Annotated in this window: 12 protein-coding genes and 4 pseudogenes; 12 read left to right on the top strand and 4 right to left on the bottom strand. The window is 45.6% G+C overall.

Annotated elements, in window-relative coordinates:
- Positions 1 to 60: 60 nt before the first annotated feature.
- The 9 genes and pseudogenes from MNY66_RS17730 to MNY66_RS17690 all read left to right on the top strand — a co-directional run.
- Positions 61 to 720: pseudogene (locus MNY66_RS17730) on the top strand (IS4 family transposase); the annotation flags it as partial.
- A gap of 263 nt (positions 721 to 983) precedes the next feature.
- Complete coding sequence (locus MNY66_RS17725) at positions 984 to 1,217, top strand: lysis system i-spanin subunit Rz (RefSeq protein ID WP_006814825.1); 234 nt, start codon at positions 984 to 986, stop codon at positions 1,215 to 1,217.
- A 163-nt stretch (positions 1,218 to 1,380) separates the two neighbouring features.
- Positions 1,381 to 1,902 (top strand): annotated as a pseudogene (locus tag MNY66_RS18125) (integrase core domain-containing protein); the annotation flags it as partial.
- Between the two features lie 196 nt (positions 1,903 to 2,098).
- The gene (locus MNY66_RS17715; protein WP_241501941.1) at positions 2,099 to 5,962 is read left to right on the top strand and encodes a DEAD/DEAH box helicase; all 3,864 of its coding nucleotides are present in this window, start codon (positions 2,099 to 2,101) and stop codon (positions 5,960 to 5,962) included.
- Positions 5,959 to 8,361 carry a PIN domain-containing protein gene (locus tag MNY66_RS17710; RefSeq protein WP_241501940.1) on the top strand — a complete coding sequence of 801 codons (2,403 nt, stop codon included), beginning with the start codon at positions 5,959 to 5,961 and terminating at the stop codon, positions 8,359 to 8,361. The genes MNY66_RS17715 and MNY66_RS17710 overlap by 4 nt, the downstream gene beginning before the upstream one ends.
- A 4-nt stretch (positions 8,362 to 8,365) precedes the next feature.
- On the top strand, positions 8,366 to 9,511 hold the full coding sequence (locus tag MNY66_RS17705; protein WP_241501939.1) for a hypothetical protein: 1,146 nt from the start codon (positions 8,366 to 8,368) through the stop codon (positions 9,509 to 9,511).
- Positions 9,508 to 11,370: an AAA family ATPase gene (locus tag MNY66_RS17700; RefSeq protein ID WP_241501938.1), complete on the top strand. Its 1,863-nt coding sequence runs from the start codon at positions 9,508 to 9,510 to the stop codon at positions 11,368 to 11,370. Before MNY66_RS17705 ends, MNY66_RS17700 begins: the two co-directional genes overlap by 4 nt.
- 4 nt (positions 11,371 to 11,374) lie before the next feature.
- On the top strand, positions 11,375 to 11,959 hold the full coding sequence (locus MNY66_RS17695; RefSeq protein ID WP_241501937.1) for a 4Fe-4S single cluster domain-containing protein: 585 nt from the start codon (positions 11,375 to 11,377) through the stop codon (positions 11,957 to 11,959).
- 173 nt (positions 11,960 to 12,132) lie between these two features.
- A pseudogene (locus MNY66_RS17690) lies at positions 12,133 to 12,362 on the top strand (transposase); the annotation flags it as partial.
- A 455-nt stretch (positions 12,363 to 12,817) separates the two neighbouring features.
- Here the strand turns inward: MNY66_RS17690 and MNY66_RS17685 are convergent.
- Entirely contained in the window at positions 12,818 to 13,402 is a 585-nt protein-coding gene (locus MNY66_RS17685; RefSeq protein ID WP_143970443.1) for an antirestriction protein ArdA, read from the bottom strand.
- A 522-nt stretch (positions 13,403 to 13,924) separates the two neighbouring features.
- On the opposite strand from MNY66_RS17685, the pseudogene MNY66_RS17680 reads away from it, so the two are divergent.
- Positions 13,925 to 14,530 (top strand): annotated as a pseudogene (locus tag MNY66_RS17680) (type I restriction endonuclease subunit R, EcoR124 family); the annotation flags it as partial.
- 43 nt (positions 14,531 to 14,573) lie between these two features.
- Positions 14,574 to 15,785 carry a PD-(D/E)XK nuclease family protein gene (locus MNY66_RS17675; RefSeq protein ID WP_121874852.1) on the top strand — a complete coding sequence of 404 codons (1,212 nt, stop codon included), beginning with the start codon at positions 14,574 to 14,576 and terminating at the stop codon, positions 15,783 to 15,785.
- Positions 15,786 to 15,858: 73 nt separating this feature from the next.
- On the opposite strand, the gene MNY66_RS17670 is transcribed toward MNY66_RS17675, so the two are convergent.
- From MNY66_RS17670 to MNY66_RS17660, 3 genes are all read right to left on the bottom strand, one after another.
- Positions 15,859 to 16,143 (bottom strand): membrane protein, encoded by a 285-nt coding sequence (locus MNY66_RS17670; protein ID WP_004917096.1) that lies wholly within the window; start codon positions 16,141 to 16,143, stop codon positions 15,859 to 15,861.
- Between the two features lie 255 nt (positions 16,144 to 16,398).
- Entirely contained in the window at positions 16,399 to 17,664 is a 1,266-nt protein-coding gene (locus MNY66_RS17665) for a tyrosine-type recombinase/integrase (protein WP_241501936.1), read from the bottom strand.
- A 408-nt stretch (positions 17,665 to 18,072) separates the two neighbouring features.
- Positions 18,073 to 18,915: an SEL1-like repeat protein gene (locus tag MNY66_RS17660; RefSeq protein WP_241501935.1), complete on the bottom strand. Its 843-nt coding sequence runs from the start codon at positions 18,913 to 18,915 to the stop codon at positions 18,073 to 18,075.
- Between the two features lie 117 nt (positions 18,916 to 19,032).
- On the opposite strand from MNY66_RS17660, the gene MNY66_RS17655 reads away from it, so the two are divergent.
- Positions 19,033 to 19,794, top strand: a complete 762-nt coding sequence (locus MNY66_RS17655) for an IS5 family transposase (protein WP_241501934.1) — start codon at positions 19,033 to 19,035, stop codon at positions 19,792 to 19,794.
- Positions 19,795 to 19,854 lie beyond the last annotated feature (60 nt).

Below are 19,854 nucleotides of genomic sequence, written 5' to 3'. Positions count from 1 at the left end.
GATACACATCTTGTCATATGTTCAAATGGTTTCGCGAAAAATCAATAATCGGACAACAAAATGTGCGAACTCGATATTTTACACGACTCTCTTTACCAATTCTGCCCCGAATTACACTTAAAACGACTCAACAGCTTAACGTTGGCTTGCCACGCCTTACTTGACTGTAAAACTCTCACTCTTACCGAACTTGGCCGTAACCTACCAACCAAAGCGAGAACAAAACATAACATCAAACGAATCGACCGATTGTTAGGTAATCGTCACCTCCACAAAGAGCGACTCGCTGTATACCGTTGGCATGCTAGCTTTATCTGTTCGGGCAATACGATGCCCATTGTACTTGTTGACTGGTCTGATATTCGTGAGCAAAAACGACTTATGGTATTGCGAGCTTCAGTCGCACTACACGGTCGTTCTGTTACTCTTTATGAGAAAGCGTTCCCGCTTTCAGAGCAATGTTCAAAGAAAGCTCATGACCAATTTCTAGCCGACCTTGCGAGCATTCTACCGAGTAACACCACACCGCTCATTGTCAGTGATGCTGGCTTTAAAGTGCCATGGTATAAATCCGTTGAGAAGCTAGGTTGGTACTGGTTAGGTCGAGTAAGAGGAAAAGTACAATATGCAGACCTAGGAGCAGAAAACTGAAAATCTATCAGTAGCTTACACGATATATCATCTAGTCACTCAAAGACTTTAGGCTATAAGAGGCTGACTTTTAGGTTGATTTAAAAGCAAAAAAGCCCCTGTCCGTGAGGACAGAGGCTTTCAGTGGCAGACCTGTTGAGAAAAAAGAGCTTGAACCAAGGTGGCGTGTTGCAGCGGCCTTCGGCGTTTTGTTCCATGATATTAGCCCGTATCAGACTAGTCCCTAATAGACGAAGATGGCGGCTATCAGTGGAACCCTTTTAAAAGGCAGATAGCGCCCACTACCTGCCTAAGCAGCTTCTAGTACTGACTATAGCCTAGCCATATGGGGAATGTGGAAACAACACGAAAGGATAGGTGAGCTAAACACTAAGAATGCCGAATTACTTGTTGAGCTGACCGAACAAGTCAAAATCAATGCAGATTATCAAGAACGCGTCCAATCCCTCCATCAACTCGATACAAAACATACTCAGGAATTAGCTAATGCAAAAATTCAAATTGATAAGTTGCGTAACCCGATGATATTTTTTTGCTCTATAATATTCCTCTCTGTCATCAAGTAGGTATTGCCTAACTTAAAAATCATAAAACGAATTAATAACAAGTTAACGGGCCGCCTACTAGCCAATAAATTAGATGATATAAGTGAATTATTTTTCAAGGATTGAGCTTTGTTTTAGGCTTAATCCTTTTATTTTATAGCAGTAAGAGTCCAATAAGGTCAAAAAACGATTAAAAGCCTGTGTGAATGAATACAGTGAACCGCGAACACACTTATGGTCTTTTGAAGTCAAAAAAAGAATTAATATGAGTAATGTCAGAGAGGTGTTCTTTCAAACTCTATCTAATTCGTCATGGGCCAATGTTGGCTATTTAGTTGCTGCCGAAATCACTGGGGATGAGACGCTTAAAGAGCTCACAATGCTTTGTGCCGCCCATAGTATCGGGGGTATTTTGCTTGATAAGGAAGAGATTGCGAATACGCAAATTCTCATTCAAGCCACAGAAAAAGAAAATGTGGACTGGGACATTATGATTGATTACATTAAACTCGGTTGCCCATATCAAAACGCATACATTGAACGATTTAACCGAACTTATCGCGATGATGTACTCAATTGCTACATTTTCAACAGCCTGAACGAAGTGAAGCAAATAACCGAAAACTGGATTGAGCTATACAACAACGAACGGCCGCACGATTCACTCAATGACATGACGCCATTTGAGTACCGAAGTGCGGCATAAATATTCTACGAGATGACTGTGTTATAAATGGGGTATTTACAATATTAGTTGGTGGTGCCACACTATTGGATTTTGTCAAAATTTGTAATGGATGATCTAAACAATGAATCTTTATGTTTCCCTCGATCACTCTAATATAAAAAAAATTGAGCGAGCTTTGTCTGATATCTTGAGGAGGCACCAGGAGTTTAGAGATTTGTGTTCTGGTCGTAACCCAGAAGAATTACTATACGAGTTGCTTTTCCCAAATAACATGCCTATTACGGGTTATGTTTCTAATAGGCAGAGAGACAAATCGAACCCACGATACTCGCAGATGGCAATTCGGGTTAACGCAGCAGGGAAAGAATGGCCCTTTCGGGAGGGATGCTCCTTCATCGCCACGGGAAGTTGGCCAACCGAATCACCTTCGCCACTCTTCCTAATCAACGGTTTTATTGAGACGGCTGACCTGCCTGCGCGCTCTTTCGAACGTGAATTCACTGCATTTGCGGTGCATGACAGCTTGCAATCGGCGCCGGACCAGCAACGCATTCAGCGCGTCAATAACCTACTCACACCGCAATTGCTGGCCGACTTGCCGCCAATCACGCAGCAAACCGAAAAGCAGTTGACCGAGTGGACCGAATTTCTTCGATGGAAAGAAAGTCTAATTCGCCACAAGTCGCGCGGTTTGCGCTACATCAGCCGTAAATGGCGTGACGAACAGCTGGTTTTTTCCTTGATTTCGCAAAGCACTCAAACCATGCAAAAAGACCGCAAGGCCTTGGGGCGGGACGACCTGGTGGCTTTTCAGATTGGACAATCTAAAGATCCCTGGGTGTTCGGATTGCCTGAAAGGGAGGAGCGTCGCCTTCCTCGACTGGGGCAGGCAGGCAAACTCTCGGAGCCCACAACGTTGCCGAAAGATAGCAAATTACCCAAGGATGAAAACTTGCCGGAATGCCCTTGGCCTACGCCCGTGCTTGCCGAGCTGATTGTCTCGCTGACTGAAGAATACGCGAACGATCTTGCTAATGCAGAAGAACCAGAAGTTGTGCGCGAGCGCATTCTGAATCAAATTCCGGAGTCCGGCTTTCTGTCCATTTCAACCGCAGGCGACATGAGCCTGATCAAACGCCATCAGCAGGCGCTGCGACAGTTGCAGGAACAAGGTGGTTATGCGCCATACCTGACTGATTATCTGTTCGAAGCTGCTCAGGTTTCCGTGCCACAGCGTCTGGAGCCAGTGGCGCAGTGGGCTAACGACAAGCTCAACCCAGCACAGAAAGAAGCCGTGGTTAAAATTCTTTCTGCGCCGGATTTGTGTTTGGTTCAAGGGCCGCCGGGCACGGGCAAGACCACGGTGATTGCCGAGGCCATCGTCCAACTAGCTCGGCGCGGGCAGCGGGTGTTGCTGGCATCGCAGGCGCATACCGCCGTAGACAACGCACTGGACAGGCTGAGCCATGACGGTTCATTGCGCGTAGTGCGTTTGGCACGGAACGAACGCAAAGTGACCGAAGATGGCGCTGCCTTCACGGGGTATGCATCCTTGCAGCGTTACTACAAGGCATTGGCAGCACAAACAGAAGTTCGCCTCACAGCGTGGAAGCGTGTTGATGAAGACTTGCGCCTCTTGCGAGAGTGGCATGACCGCGCAGCCTTTGTGCTGCACGACGAGAAGGAGTTGTACGCCAAACGCGAGCAACTTGAAATGGATTTGGAATCAGCTCGCAGTCAGACAAAGCAGGCTCAGCAGGTGTATGACGCTGCTTGCGCGATGCTGGATGAAGACAAAGCCAAGCGTCTGCGCCTGCAAAGTGTTCAGCTCTTCCTGCGCGGTGAAGCAGATACTCTGCATGGCGACTTACGCGATGTAGAGATACCCGCCAGAAATCTTGTGCAAGGCCTTGCCTCTTGCGAGGAGGCAGGATTGCTAGTGCAATTTTCTATGGATGATTGGCTGGCTCACGAGGGCAGTCGGGGCGGGATGCTAGCGCATATGCTCACCCGGTGGCGGCGTTTCACGAATGTGCGAGAAGCCATTGCTGCGGATATTCGACGCCTGCGTGAAGCAGCGGATGGCACCATTCAGGATGCAAACACCCGGCTACGCATTGAATCGCTCCGAAAAGAGGTTAGCGCTTTAATGGAGCAGATGGCGAAGGACGATGCTTACGTAGGATCTTGGAGAGCTAAGCGCAATGAGCTTAAAGAGTTGGAGCAGGCTGGCGTTGGCTTGGAGCTCAGCCGTTATGACGGCCTATTTCGCCAAGCTTCTGAATGGTGCGCCCCGATTAAAAGCGCCACTCAACTGGCTGACGACATAGATGCGAGCCTGCGTGCGCTAGAGAGTATGCAGCCGGTTATCGAACAGGCGACGGAAAGCCTGAACCAATCCTTACGGACACAGCTGGCGCAGCCAGTGCCTGAAGCACCGAACAATGGCCTTGTGCAAGCAGCGAGGAACCAAGAGCGCAGCGCTCAAAGTAACGTGGACAGCTGGGAAGAACAGCATTGGCAGCATGAGCAGAAGGTTAAGTCTCTGTTACAGGATGATGCGATCACGCAAGGCAACCGTTTGCCGGCAGAACCTGCCGCAACTTTGTCGCAGTGCATCGACACTGTGACCCAAGTAATCAAGGCCTTGGAGCAACGTCAAGCCAGCCAGCAACATGAGCGCATGATATGGGGTCCGTTACTGGAAGATTGGATGCGCGATTTGAGTCGCAACAACTCCGCAGAAGAAGACTGGCAACATCTGGGTTCAGATTTTCTCGCGAGCTGCAATGTGGTAGCCATTACTTGCAACGAGAACGAACGCACCTTGGATGATACCGGGCAGACGAGTTTTGATGTCGCAATCATTGATGAAGTGAGCAAAGCTACGCCGCTGGAATTACTGATGCCCTTGATGCGTGCGCGTCGCGCTGTGCTGGTCGGCGACCACCGTCAGTTGCCTCCGTTGTTTCAGGAAGGCGACGAAGCTCGTAGCTTCATGGATGAAGTAGAGGAAAACGAAGCCAACACTGAGGAGAGCGGAACAGGCAATGTTGCAGAAGTGCAAACTTTGCTGACCCGCGACAACTTGCGTCGCTTCGAGAAGATGGTTACAGCCTCGTTGTTCAAATCACATTTCGAGATGGCGGACGATGCCAACCGTGCACGACTCAATGTGCAGTTCCGCATGCATCCGCAAATCATGGCGATGGTGAACCATTTTTACGAAGGGCAGTTGGAATGCGGCCTCCTTCGGCCTGATGATGACCCAAACCCTAAGCTTCGCCGCGTTCACGGACTGACATTAAAGAATATTGACGGTGGCTCAGATTTACTCACTCCGGGAGACCACGCGTTGTGGGTGGACACTACCTACAACCTGAAAAATCAGATTCACCGTGAGGACATGGACGGCAACCAGCCACGGCGCACCAACAAGCTGGAAGCGGAGTTGATCGCCGAAACGCTAGAACAGATTGAACTACAATCCGCTGCACAAGGCTACTCACGAACAAACAAACGCAAAGTCGGTGTAGTGTCTTTCTATGCCAACCAATGCCGAGAAATTCGTGCCGCTATCCGCCGCCGCAGACCCAAAGAGTCAAATGGGCGATTTGATTGTCTGGATGTGGAAGTCAATACTGTGATTCGATATCAGGGCAAAGAAAAGTCCATCGTGCTGGTTAGCATGGTGCGGCATGATGGATACGACCCTTTGCGTTCAGGCAATCAGCCCCGACGTCGTTCTAGCAAAGCCAATGTTGCTCGTTTTGAATTTATTAATGTGGCATTTTCGCGTGCGCAGGAGCTACTAATCGTATTTGGTGCAAAAAGTATGTATGCCTCTTACGAGGTGAACTTGCCGCGCATGGACAGCGCAGGCAGTGTCAAGCGAACCGTTTACAAAGACATCCTGGATCAACTGGAGCGCGATGCACGTCTAGTTCCAGCAAGGCACTTGATGTCGCCTGATATGCTACCCCAACAGAAACAACAGCCCAACTGGTCTAGTGCTCCGACTAATCGGACAGTTACGCCAAAAAACAACAAGCATGGTAGCCGGGGAGGCCGAGTATGAAGTTAGTTGGAATTTCCGTTCCTTTGCCCTTGTATCGCATTGAATCCGATGTGACCTATCACACTGAGCGCAAGCCCACAGTATTTGAACGGATGGTGTTGCGACTGTGTGATCCTGGACTCCATTTGCCCGACAAACAGAACTTGTCTTTGTTGGGTGTTTTCCGCGATCAACTGGGTGCAGGTGATGTGCGTGAACTGCTGGAAGGCTGCGTATCTGAACTTTCCGCTTTGGGAGCACTGCCCAAACGTTACGCTCAGGATAGGCTTGAGATGCCTTTAACTGAGCTTGAATTGACTGCCGACGGCTTGCAGTTTTTGCGTAGCGACAGCCTGCCGGTTCGCTCGCGCACGGTTAAGGTCTGGCACCTCTATGACCCCATCAGCGACGAGATTAAACCCACACAAAATGATGTAGCTCGTCTCAGTCAGCGTGATTTCAGTCGCGTCAGTGTCGCGGATCAGGCTTTAAGGCCGCAAAATCCACTGCCGCAGGTTGAGCGCGCCATAGCACAGGAAACGTATGACTGGAAAAACCCTGCGACAGTTATAGACCGCATCGCGCCCGTGGTGCAGCTTGCGGCATGGGGAGAGCGCCGACTCGAGTTATCGTGCAGCGAGGATGGCGCCTTGTCTGTGAGTGCTCCGCGTGATGCAGCATTGCAGGGTTGGCTGCAGCAAGCGCAACCAGAACTGGTATGGGAAATTTTGCTTGCTGATGTTCTGACAAGCGAGACAGATTCCTTGCTGCCCAACGTTAACTCTTCTGTTTTACAAGAGGCCCGCGCTGCTTGCCCCATTACCGCAACTAAAGCGGTAGCAGCCAGGGCGCGGTTCAGCATCGTTGCGCAAGGGGTTGTAGCAGCGGATGCAACAACACCCACTATCGTTTTATCGTCCGAAGTGAACGCACCAGAACTGGTTGCCAATGGCAAACAACCGACCATGTTAACATTGCTCGTGCCCACCCCAGCAGGGATTATGCCAGGATTTCGTAGCTTGTCTCTGCCACAGAACGACGCATTGAGCGTGCAAGTAGAAGTGGCCGGTATCTTCCGCCTCTACTGGGCCGGACAACCGCGCTTATGCGGCTTGACGGTTACATTGAAAGACCAATCAGCAACTGCGTTTTGGGCAACGCTACGCAAAGAATTAGAGCTCTCTTGTAAGCCATCCGATGATCCGCTAATTGCGTTGATGCCCGTTGCATGGCGTAGTTCCGATGAACTCGGAGAAACAGTTTGGCCATGGCTTGCTATGCGCGCTGATAGGCCATTGGATGAGCTGATGGCGCTGATGGAACCTGCGAAACAAGCAATTGGTTTGTGGTGCTCAGGTAGGAAAGATTGGAAAGCTGCTTGGGAAGAATCTCTGTCGAAAGCTATTGAAATGTCGCTGAAACATACGCACTATCAGCTTGATCCTGAAAATGTCGTTTCCCTATTAATTCAGATAGCTCAGGTCTTGTCTGCCGACAAGGCGGCCCCGCTGCAAGCCGCGCTGCTGCATCATGTAGCGCCCATTATCGCCTTGGACTCATTGGCAAAGTTACGATCGGCTTTGCCTTCATCCACTGAAATTCCAGAAGAATTGCTTTCCATTGAATTACGGCAAGTGTGGCTGGAGCACGCATTGCAGCGCAAAGAGTTGAAGCTGTATGGCCCACACGCCATACAGAAACCAATGCAAATTATTGAGAAAGCAGTCCAGGATATTTACCGGAGTATTGGCGATCAGGCGTTGAAGGCGGCGGGTAATGGCCAAATAGATGTGCGCACTCTGACCCCAAGTGCATTGACTTCCGTGTGCGCTTGGCGCAAAGCAGCTGTGCATTTCCACGCTTTAAATACATCATCGCCCCTCTGGGATGCGTTGAATAAAACAGTGGAAAGCTGGAATCTTCTGGCACAGGACAAGCTGGCACCGGTTGAGAATGGGCACCGCTTCGTAGTGTTCGACACCAGCGCTCTGATGGAAAGACCTGAGCTTTTGCAGGATCTTCGTTTAGATGATATTCCGGTTGTTCCCTATCGGGTCCTGAGCGAATTGGATGGTTTGAAAGCCAGTGAAGATGATACTCGTGCGGTCAAGGCGCGCGCAGCCATTCGCCAGTTAGATGCGACCTCATCTCGCATCCGCCATGAAACAGAATATACGGCCTTGCTGCCTGCAGAGTGGAATGCCAAGCAGCCTGACCATGCAATTCTTTCAACTGCATTGTTCTTCCGACTGAATGAAGTTTTGTTTGTAAGTAATGACATCAACCTACGCAACAAGGCGCAGTCGCTTGGCATTCACACACAAGACTCCAAGACATATGCGTCTTCGCGACTTGTACCCGCTGCCTCGCCAAGTATGCATACACAGAAGCAAGACAACAGAAAAAACAAAAGGAGATGAAAACATGAGTCGGGCAGACGAATATCGCTACCAAATTCAACGGCAACGTAAGCAAGAGCTTGATCGACAGCGTGTGCGCGAAACAACGCGTCCATTCCTTGAACGCTACCGCAGCGTATTGAATGATGTCATCGGTCAAGAACTAGATGCCGTAGTTCCGGAAGAGTTTCGTGAGTTGAGCATCGCTCTTGACCGAATGGAGACTTTGTTGGACTCCGACCCGTTTGCTGCCAGAGATATGAGCCGTTCCCTAGGGGGGCGATTTCATGGATTACCAAGATTTGCACGTGAGCAGCGCCGTTCCCGTCAAGATGCGGAGCTAGCCGCCGCCGAAGCATTCCGCAAAGCGCAGCAAGCTGAAGCAGAACGACAGTTGCAGATGAGGTCTGAACTTGAGGCGGCATGGCGCGAGGGCTTGAGCGGCTGGAGCACTCCTGTCGCAATCAACGCAGCGTTTGCTGAGTTGCAGCAATTACGTGCGCGACTACTTGGCGATCTCACCAGCAACATGACCTCAGCGCAAATTTCAGCCGCCTTGCGCGAAGTTCGGCTGCGCTATGAAGCGGATGCTGAACGTCAGTTGCAGGAAATGAAAAATCGGGCCCAGCGTGAAGCGGTTACCGATGTACTTACGCTGCAAAGAGAGCAGTTGGAGCAGGAAGCGAAAAAGAACGGCGGCGAGCGCGCCGCCAAGTTGCGCGAGGCGTTGGCTCATGCGACGGGACTTGCTCCTGAAGAGCAGGCTGAAGCCTTGCAGCAACTGGCGCAAGAGCAGGATGAAGTTGCCGTAGACGAAAGTCAGCGTCGTGAAGTCGTGCGGGCGGTTTATCTGTCACTGCAACAAGCTGGCTTTGTCGTGGATGGCCCCGAACATCTCACATCACAAGGGCAAGACGAAGTGCTGATTCGCGCCCGTCGTCCTGCTGGCGCGAAAGCAGATTTCCGTGTCAACCTGAGCGGGCACCTCAGCTACAAATTTCATCAATACAAAGGCAAAACGTGCGAGAAGGATGTCGCCCCCGTCATGGCAACGTTGCAAGATGCTTACGGGATTAGTCTGAGCGACAAGCGCGTGATTTGGGTCAATCCCGATGATCAAGATCAGGATGCTCGCCCTTACCCTGATGCTACACAGGAGAGAAACAAATGAGTTCAGCTCTGTTGACTTGGCAGGAAGATTTTCGCCGCGAATGTGGCATACGGCGCGGTATAATATTGCATGGCAACACGGGTGATTTGACCTCCGATCCCGAAGCGCCCGGGCAATGGATTTCTTTGCCTGCCGCGTTAATGCACCTGCTCCGTCAGCGAGGGTATCAGCATGTAGTTTTCTGGAACCGCGTAAATGGTGTCAGCGGCGTTGATGCGAGGACCTGGGGGGAATTGCAAAGCTCAGTTGCACCACATGCCGTGAAAGCCAGCACCTCCGAGGGGAGCGCCTATGATATGGGCGAATTGCCGACTACATCGGTGCCGAGCCCCGCATCCAGCGGCATTTCGGCAAGTGCGGATGACTTGCTGGCTGTTGCTGCGCAATGGCTGCGACAACCGAGTGGGGAAAAACCGGTAGCTTTTGTTCTGGACTGGACGCAATACTTGTTTGGTAGCGTCAACTCTTTGAGTGAAAACGAGCGCGGCTGGCTGCTGCGTCTGGGTCAGGCGACTCGTGATGCTGCCGTGGTTCGCAATGCTGAAAGCATTGGCCAACCTCAATCACTGCTGGTGCTTCTTTGCGGTGGCTTGAATGTGTTGCCACCATCGCTCTATCTGAATAATCCATTATTTAGGGAAATAGCAATTCCCTTGCCGACAAGACAGGTTCGCGAGTCTGCTGTATTGGGTTTGAAAGAAGTGTTTCGGTTGCAGCCCCCTTTGCAGCAAGGAGGGCGTGAATTGGCTGACTTCGTGGACGGTTTGGAAGGCCAGAGTATCCGCGACATTCACAATCTGGCACGATTGTCACGACAGGAAACTGAAGTCTCTAGTGCCTTATCTTTGCTCAATCTTTATCGTCACGGACGCAGACACAGTCCTTGGGAACAACTGGATCATAAAAAACTTCAGACCATTGTCGAAACACTAGGGCGTCGGGTCAAAGGTCAAGTGGAAGCCATTGAATCGGTAAGGCGCATCCTCGTGCGTGCCTTCACGGGGCTATCGGGGCTCCAACACTCCTACAGGCAACGCACTCCAAAGGGCGTGTTGTTTTTTGTTGGCCCAACTGGTGTCGGTAAAACCGAACTGGCAAAGTCCATTGCCGAATTCCTTTTTGGTGACGAAGAAGCCTGCCTTCGCTTCGACATGTCAGAGTTTAATCACGAACATGCCGATCAGAGGTTAGTAGGCGCTCCTCCAGGATATGTGGGTTACGAAGCAGGTGGACAGTTGACCAATGCGGTCAAACAAAGGCCATTTTCCCTGTTGCTGTTTGATGAAATCGAGAAGGCGCACCCGCGCATTCTCGACAAGTTTTTACAGATTCTTGAAGATGGGCGCTTAACGGATGGCAAGGGTGAAACGGTAATGTTTTCAGATACCGTCATCGTATTCACTTCAAATATTGGCGCAGCCGAGGTTAGTTATGAAAGCCAGTATGTGCGGAATGAATTCATCCAAAAGGTGCGGCAACATTTCGTGCAAGAGCTAAAGCGCCCAGAATTGTTGGGACGAATAGGCGAGGCTAACATTATTCCATTTAACTTTATACGTGACGATAGCTTCTTGATTGACATCGCTCGCTCCAAGCTGGAGCCATTGCGCAAAGGGTTGAAGGACAAATGGGGCGTTTCGGAATTGAAGTTTGTTAAGGAGGCCGAGATACTGGCCTTGCTGGTTAAAGATGTGGATCGCGGGACGGGTGGTCGCGGCGTCCCCAACGCGCTAACTAATAAACTGATTGATCCATTAGCCGATTTTCTATTTGAACAAATAGGTGGTTCTAATCAGATTCGAAGCAAAGTGATTGAGGTTCATATCGCAGGTGGCAACTTGATATTTGAGTTGGAGTGAAATTATGCATTACCTGAATATAGCATCTCGCTTAGCTTGCACCGAGGCTGAAGGGCCAGGGCGCAGAGCAGCCTTGTGGGTGCAAGGTTGCAACAAGCGTTGCCTTGGTTGCTGTAACCCTGGATATCTGCAGCTAGTTGAACGTGATCTTGTTTCGGCAGAATCTGTTCTCGAATGGTTGGAGAATGCGTACCAAACATATGATCTTGAAGGGGTGACCTTTCTCGGTGGCGAGCCCATATTGCAAGCACAAGGTTTGGCTGTCGTTGCACAAGGAGCCCAGTCGCTGGGACTTTCGGTGATGGTATTTAGTGGATATACCCTAAAAGAACTAGATGAGTTGTGTTTACCAGGGACGGATAGGCTACTTAGATATACGGATGTTTTGGTCGATGGGCCTTATGACTCAGATTTGCCTGACAATAGTCGCCGATGGGCAGGTTCCTTGAACCAGCAATTTAATTACCTGACAGGGCGTTACGATATGAGGATTGAGAGTAGTGGAAACGTTGAACGTAATCTTGAAATTCGCCTGAGGGCAGATGGTTCAGTGTTTATAAATGGATGGCCAGAAAAAATCCTTAGGTAGCGCTGTTACGTGTACATGAGTTGAGTGTTCAGCGCTTTACCGAAATTACAGATGAGAACTTGCAAGATCTCTTTTGTGTTAAAAATGCTGAAAATATGCAATTGTAACTATCCCGTAAAATAATACAGCTCACTCGTAGAATTTCTTGTAAACTAAAACAAAGGAGTTTTACGATGAGCAAACGCATGACTGAAAGCCAGATTGTGGCGATTTTAAAAGAAGCCGAAGCCGGTATTCCGGTGAAAGATATTTGTCGTAAGTACGGCATCGGTAATTCAATGTTTTATAAATGACGCGAAAAATACGGTGGTATGGAAGCGTCTGATATGCGCCGCTTGAAAGAGCTTGAAGAAGAGAACCGTCGAATTAAGCAGATGTATGCTGAGTTGAGCCTCAAGTCACAGATGCAGCAGACATCATAAAAAAGCTCTAGCGCCTGTGGCAGAACGGAAAGTCTGGGCACACGAGTTACAGGTGCAGTATAACGCAAGCGTAGTGAAGTGCTGTCATGTGGTTGGTATCAGTCGTACCGCTTACTATTCCTGATTAACACTCGTCCATTCTACTTACGCCAAGGAGTATGGTGCACAGGATGTTATGTTGAAAGCCAACATGTGGCTATCTTGCTTCTACTAGTGCATTTGTCATCACAGGAAGATAAGTATCCATTTAATGGTTTGAATTAAATAAAAAAAGAACACTATAATAGCCATCTTTACGGATATCCGTAAAGATGGCTTAAAATAGAGTTTAGTTTGATTGGTACTCTAGCTTATAGATGTTATTGGGATACTATTACATTATTTATTCTCCACCCTATGGGGTTAAAGCGGTTTGACTCTCATTTTGTTGTCTTATCTACCCACCCGTATGATAAACATATCCTCCACTGTGAAAAATCCCCCCTTGTTCAAGACAAACATCACGTCCATAGCGTTCATAGTCAAAGTAATGGGATAAATGACCCAGTTGTGCTAAATCATAACAACCACTTTCTTCTATCCAGTAATAACCTAAATCATATTCATTATAGACCCCCGCTAATTGCTGGAAAGAATCTAAATTATCCGCTAAATGAATTAAATCATGGATTGAACTCGTTGAAGAACCGATTTCAATTGCCGCCTGATAAAGGTCAATTTCATCAGGCGATAACATGGCTAATCGCGAGGCTAACTCGTTCAACTCATCTAAAAGGCTGTATTCTGAAATGTGGGAAGAAAGGCCATCAATGGAGGATTCATAGTCGGTCAAGAAATACTCTTCATAGTGAATGCCATCAATGCCAATCCGCATTAAACAGTGTTCGATCTCTTTTGAGGTTGCTGGAAGTTCAAGCCACTCACCAACCAGTTCACCTTCGTTATATTTACCTAAATTCGTAATAAAAACAGAAATCATCCCCGATTTTAGGCATGGGGAAGCCGTCGCAGTTATACGCATATTCGTGTCCTATTATTGATGTATTGTGATTTAATTAATGGCGATATTTTGATAAAGGGAGCTATTTCCCTTTAGAAGATGATATTGATATAAAAAGCCAATTGCGTATTACCATGAAAAACGCCGTTATTGGGTGATCTCCATTCATGAAAATACGCAGCCAATCAGCTGAAAAACAGGCAACTCGCTTTAAAAATGATTAATGACGTTTTAGAGCAGGATAATGAGTTGCCTTACAATCCCGATAATATGTTATGCTTTTTACCATGATTTATTTTTGTGTGGGTTAAAACGAAAAAAGCCCCTGCCCAATAAACTAGGGTCAGTTCAATCATCACGCTATGAGGCTATTTTCAGCAAAATGATGAAATGTTTTTGGCATGATTTAGACTTTATGGAACAATTGGGTATTATAGTCAGATTAGACCGCATCAATATAACGGTGGCTTAACGCCCAATGAATCAGAACGATTATATTGGGAAAGCTCTAAAACTGTGACCAATTTTTGTTGACCACTACATCCAGACGACCGTAAAATTCAGGATTATCGTTCAGCCTATAACGATATTCGTGATTGGCAGCGAAAAGAGCGAGCAGTGAATCAAAAAAATAACGCAACGGTAGAATGGGATGATGTCGTTTTTGAAGTTGACCTCCTGAAATCCCAAGAGATTAACCTCGATTATATCCTCGGTCTTATCTTTGAGCACAATAAGCAGAAGAAGAGCAAGGAATCACTCACAGAAGATGTAAGACGTTTGATTCGTTCGAGCTAAGGAAATCGTGCCAAAGAAGAGCTGGTGGTCGATTTTATCAACCAAACCAATCTCGATGAGATGCCAGATAAAGCCAGTATCATTGATGCCTTCTTTACCTTTGCACAAAAAGAGCAACAGCAAGAAGCAGAGAAACTGATTGCAGAAGAAAACCTGAATGTAGAGGCGGCAAAACGCTATATCAAAAACTCATTGAAACGAGAGTACGCTACAGAGAATGGTACGGAGTTAAATGAAGTACTACCTAAGCTAAGTCCACTCAATCCTCAGTACAAAACCAAGAAACAAACCGTATTTCAAAAGATAAGTACGTTTATTGAGAAATTCAAAGGCGTTGGTGGTGGCGTTTAGTCTCAACCGAGAATAAATAACAGTTAGGATGATAGGTTGATGTATGAATAGTGATTGTCAGCGTTTTTTAGATTTGATACAGAAAAAGAATGCTATTACAGCATTTATTTTTCAGCGAAAATTCGAAAAATACCAATGCTTTTTATCGATAATAAAGAGTATTGATGAAATCAAGTCACATCATAAACCTGAGCGACGTACAGCTAATCTTATTGATGTACTTGGGATCAATGAAAATGGGCATAGTGCTATTCTCTCTGAAATATTAAATTTTAAAGAGCAGGGAAAGTATATCTTTCTGGAATCATTTATTAACACATTCCTTGATTATGATGTTGTTTTCAATCATGAAAAAACATCAATTAAGCCAGAAGAAGATCGAATAGATATTTTGATTCAGGATGGAAAAAACTGCCTCATCATAGAAAATAAAATCAATGATGCAGTAGACCAGCAAGAGCAACTGAAGCGGTATATTGATAAGTGTAAAGGTAAAGGATACATAGATGAGAACATACATCTACTTTATCTAGTGAGTATGAACGCTGAAAAAGACTTAAATGCGACCCTTTCAACCTATGCTGAAAGTTTCAAAGAGAAAACCAAAGTGGCTCCATATCATCCAACGCTGATTGAATGGTTAGAGTCATCAGTACTTCCTAATATTAAGCATAAAGACAATGATTTTTACTGCTTCAATAGCCAGTATATTGATCATCTTAACGGCCGTTTTTGTAAAAGACCTCGAGACGAAAAAATGAATAATGAAATCAATGAGTTTATTTATCAGCAATTTGATCTTAAAGAAGGTTGTTCTGTTGAAAATGTGGAAAAATTAGAAAGTGAATTAAAGCAGGTAAACGAGCTTCAGTCTCGAATAAATACTATTCTTTCCCAGCAAAAAGAAGATGTTTTTAAAAAATGGACTTCTGCGTTAAGAGAAGATTTTCCACTATTGAATGTCCAAGAAGGAAAGGAAGGTGAATTAACTAAGACTGGTGTTTTGATCGAAAATGGATCAGATCCTTTTTCTATTCTAATTGAGAAAAATAACTCATCGGTTTATTTTGGTATTGGAAAGCATTTTACTGGACAAGACAAGCTTAATGAAAATGTTATTTCGCTTGTAAATCCGTTAATGGGTAGTTTTAGACGCTCTGAATGGTGGTACGGCTGGAAATATACATCCTATGAAAAAGGGTATACTGATCTATGCAAACTTATAAAAGAATATCTTGATATGGAAGCAGGTTAATACAAAAGTAATCATCAGATAAGTACCATCCTTTAAAGAAACCCCATCAGGGGTTTCCGTTAATTTATGGCTATCAATCAAACGTGTATTCACACTCGATACATTCATAACGATCAAATACCACGCCATCTAAAGCTGAACCACTCACAGCCCCAGCAGTAGCTCCAGCGACTAAACGTCCAAATAGAGCGCCTACCGCAGCACCAGCAATCGTCCCTACAACAGGAATAGCAGAGCCGATAGACGCTCCAGCTAGTGCGCCTGATACGCCACCAGCAACAGCTCCGGTCTTTTTCCCGATATGACGTTCACGAATGCGAGTTGAATCGCAGGCCGGGCAACGAATGTAATTTTCCATGATAATTTCCTTTTAGGTTGATTTAAAAGCAAAAAAGCCCCTGTCCGTGAGGACAGAGGCTTTCAGTGATAAAGCTTTTTTATTGAATGAGATGTATTACGATAAATCGTGGTTAGTTATCATGCGTTTTGACGATGAAAATTCCCATGAACAATATTGCCACCATTTCTCAATGAATCGATATAGTCGGCATACTACCGTAGTATTCGACTCCTCGTATTGAAAATGGATCTCCTATATGACATGGCTAAAGTTTTAGTGACTCATTGGATTATTCAACTTTGCAAAGTCGAATGGCGAAATAGTTTGTTCCCGATTAGCATCCAAATAATCAGCCCACCATTGCACCATTAATCGACGTTCATCAATATGTTCTGCCTTATGAATATAAGCAGCCCTCACTGAGTTACGTTCTTGGTGGCTCATTTGCCTTTCTACGGCGTCCTTAGACCACAATCCGGACTCAATAAGTGAACTGCACGCCATTGTTCTAAAACCATGCCCACAAATTTCAGTTTTGGTATCATAACCCATGACGCGTAAGGCTTTATTGACGGTATTTTCACTCATAGGCTTAAAGGGATTATGAGCGCCCGTTAGGATCAATTCATGTTCACCCGTCCATGTCCAAATCTCTTTCAGTATAGTGATGGCTTGGTGGCTAAGGGGAACTAAATGCGGAGTGCGCATCTTTGCGCCTCTGTATGAGAATTTAACGCCGGGTATAGGCTTTCGCTGAGCAGGAATCGTCCATAAGGCTTTATCGAAGTCAATTTCAGACCAACGCGCATAGCGAAGTTCGCTTGACCTAATAAACACTAATAAATTTAACATCACAGCTAGGCGAGTGACGGGTTGCCCTTTATAAGCATCGATACGGGCAATGAGTTCAGGTAGACGGTCAAGGTTAAGAGCTGGACGGTGTTGGCGTTGTACCGTCGTTACAGCCCCTGCGGTATCAATAGCAGGGTTATAGCCAATAATACCGGATTGCACCGCATAACGCATGACAGCAGCGATACGTTGCTGTAAACGCGCAGCGATCTCATAAATCTTTTTACTTTCTGCTGCACGGATAGGAATAAGCAGGTCAGGGGTTTTGAGGGTAGTGATATCGCGTAATCCAATATAAGGAAAGACATGCGACTCCAAACTCTTTAAAACCTTTTCACTGTGTGATTCAGACCATTTTTTATTGCTGGCATGCCATTGTCTTGCGATGGTTTCAAAAGAGAGATTAGCATCAGAAGCTGCTTTAGCCACACGTTTTTGTTCGCACGGGTCAATACCGTCAGCAATCAATTTTCTTGCTTCATCACGTTTTAAACGCGCCTCTGATAAAGAAACATCAGGGTATAAACCCAAGGCTAAGGTTTTCTCTTTACCTAAGTGGCGATAGCGTAATCGCCAGTACTTAGAACCATTAGTGTGAACCAATAAGTGCAGACCTGCACCATCGGTTAATTTATAGGATTTCACATCGGGTTTGGCCGCCCGAATTTTAGCGTCAGTCAGTGCCATAGTGAGCTTCCTGAGAGATAAAGTGGGTACAAAATTCTATCGAACTAGTGTATACCCGCAATTGTACCCGCACAATGGGGTTGATGTGGGTAGAATCGAGTAGAATTCAGTGGAGTTGAAACTTTGGGAGAGTGTTGATTTTAGCGGGCTTTACAAACAAAAACAGACGTCGGTTGACGTCTGTTGATAATAAGGTGGTGCCCGGACTCGGAATCGAACCAAGGATACGCGTTCTATACCAACTTTTTATTGATTAACAGTCGATTACGTTTTCGCTTCGAGGAGCAATGTACCACTGTTTTGTACCATTTTTCAAGTTTTTTATGACCAGCTAGACGTTATGATCTAGCTGGTGGTTATGTTCTCTTTCAGGGTATCACATAAAGATATTAGCTCATTATTGACATTTTATTTAAAAACAGATGGCTTTTTTCCATACAAATAAAAATGTAAAACCTCTAAGAAAAGAGCTGGAGGGCTATTACTAAACTTAGAATTACTGGTATCGTAATCCAATAATGCTAATTGAGCGGTGAGATAAGCAGATTCCTCTAGATAGTTTTTATTTCCACCACTAAAACTACCGTCAGGATAATATCTTGAGCTAGCAAAAAACATAGAGTAATTAATGCGACTCAATCCCCATTTTGCTTCATTAGAATCAACCCCTAAGAGTAAATTCTTCGCTTTTTGAAGATAAGAAATGGACTCCGCATTCCATGCTTGAGCTTTAGACATTATTTGATGAGAAACCTTAAAGTAATAATTAGACAAATTGATTTTAGCAGATGGATTGCCTTTATTGGCAGCATTAGATAAGTAATCAACCCAATATTTATTTAGCCCGTACCCATCTTGATTTATTTCTGCCATTAAGTATGAATAATAAATAGATACAAGCCTATTTTCAGCCTCTTGACTGCCGTTTTCATCTGCTTTACTTAGCCATTTTATGGCCTCTGAAGTATACCCTCCATCCATAGCAATAATGCCTAACTTTAATTGAGCATTTTGATCTCCAGAATTTGCTAAAATTACAAGATCTTGCTTTTCTTTGTCTTTTTTAGCTAAAATTTCTAGTTTTTGTTGCTTTTCTAATTGTTCTTTATCTGTCCTCTGCTGAGTTTTAACTTCATTAGTTTTCTCCTCGTTGAAAGATTTATTAAAGAACTCAAATGCAATACTAGCAAGTATAATTACAATTAAACACCATGCAAAAAAATCAAATAATGACTTAGGAAAATACTTCATGTCTATCCTTAAAATCGTAATTAATGACTAGAGCGTGTTGATCTTTTCGGTATAAAAAGCAGACAGCAAATGGGGCTGTTATAATGGTTTCGCCAAAAATCAAAAAAACACCCCCAAATGCCGAGACTTATGTTAACAGATGATAGCTGGAAGTTACTATCAAAAATCATGCACCTAACCGGACGTATTTATAACAAACCAGCACATAGAATGACCCTTGAAGGTATTTTATTCCGAATAAGAACAGGCATTCCATGGCGCGATTTACCTCGTCAATTTGGTGAATGGAATACGGTATTTAGACGTTTTAACCTTTGGTCAAAGAAAGGCGTGATGATGGAAATTTTCCAATTTCTATCTCGCTTCAATGATCCTCAGTGGCTATTTATTGATGCCAGTATCGTGAAAACGCATCAAGATGGAGCCAACGTTAAAGATGCTTCAAAGCAGGCTATAGGCAAAAGTCGAGGCGGCAACTCAACTAAAATACATTTAGCGGTAGATAGCAGTGGTCTTCCGGTTCATTTTGAGTTGTCAGGTGGGCAAGCCCATGATGTGAGTTATGCAGAAACATTGGTTACCTCTTCACCGGAAGCCGAAGTTGTTATTGCAGATAAAGGCTATGACTGTGAAGCCTTACGACAGTTGATAAAAAGCCGTCGGGGTCAGCATGTCATCCCAAGAAAAGGGAATAGTAAACAAGGGAATAAAGATATTGATTGGTGCTTATATCGATATCGTCATTTAGTTGAAAATGCCTTCCTAAAAATAAAGAAATACCGAGCAGTGGCGACTCGGTATGACAAATTAGCCCGAAATTATGAAAGTGTTGTTGCTTTAGCATTTTCAATCATGTGGCTCCCAATGTGGGTCGATTGAAATATGCACTACAAAGATAAACACGCTCTAGTGAAATTGAGATAAAAGTGCAATAAAAAG

Source organism: Moellerella wisconsensis (assembly GCF_022592395.1).
In the GTDB taxonomy this organism is placed as follows: domain Bacteria; phylum Pseudomonadota; class Gammaproteobacteria; order Enterobacterales; family Enterobacteriaceae; genus Moellerella; species Moellerella wisconsensis.
Note: the sequence above shows the minus strand (reverse complement) of the source record. Positions and strands in the feature narration are given on the sequence as shown.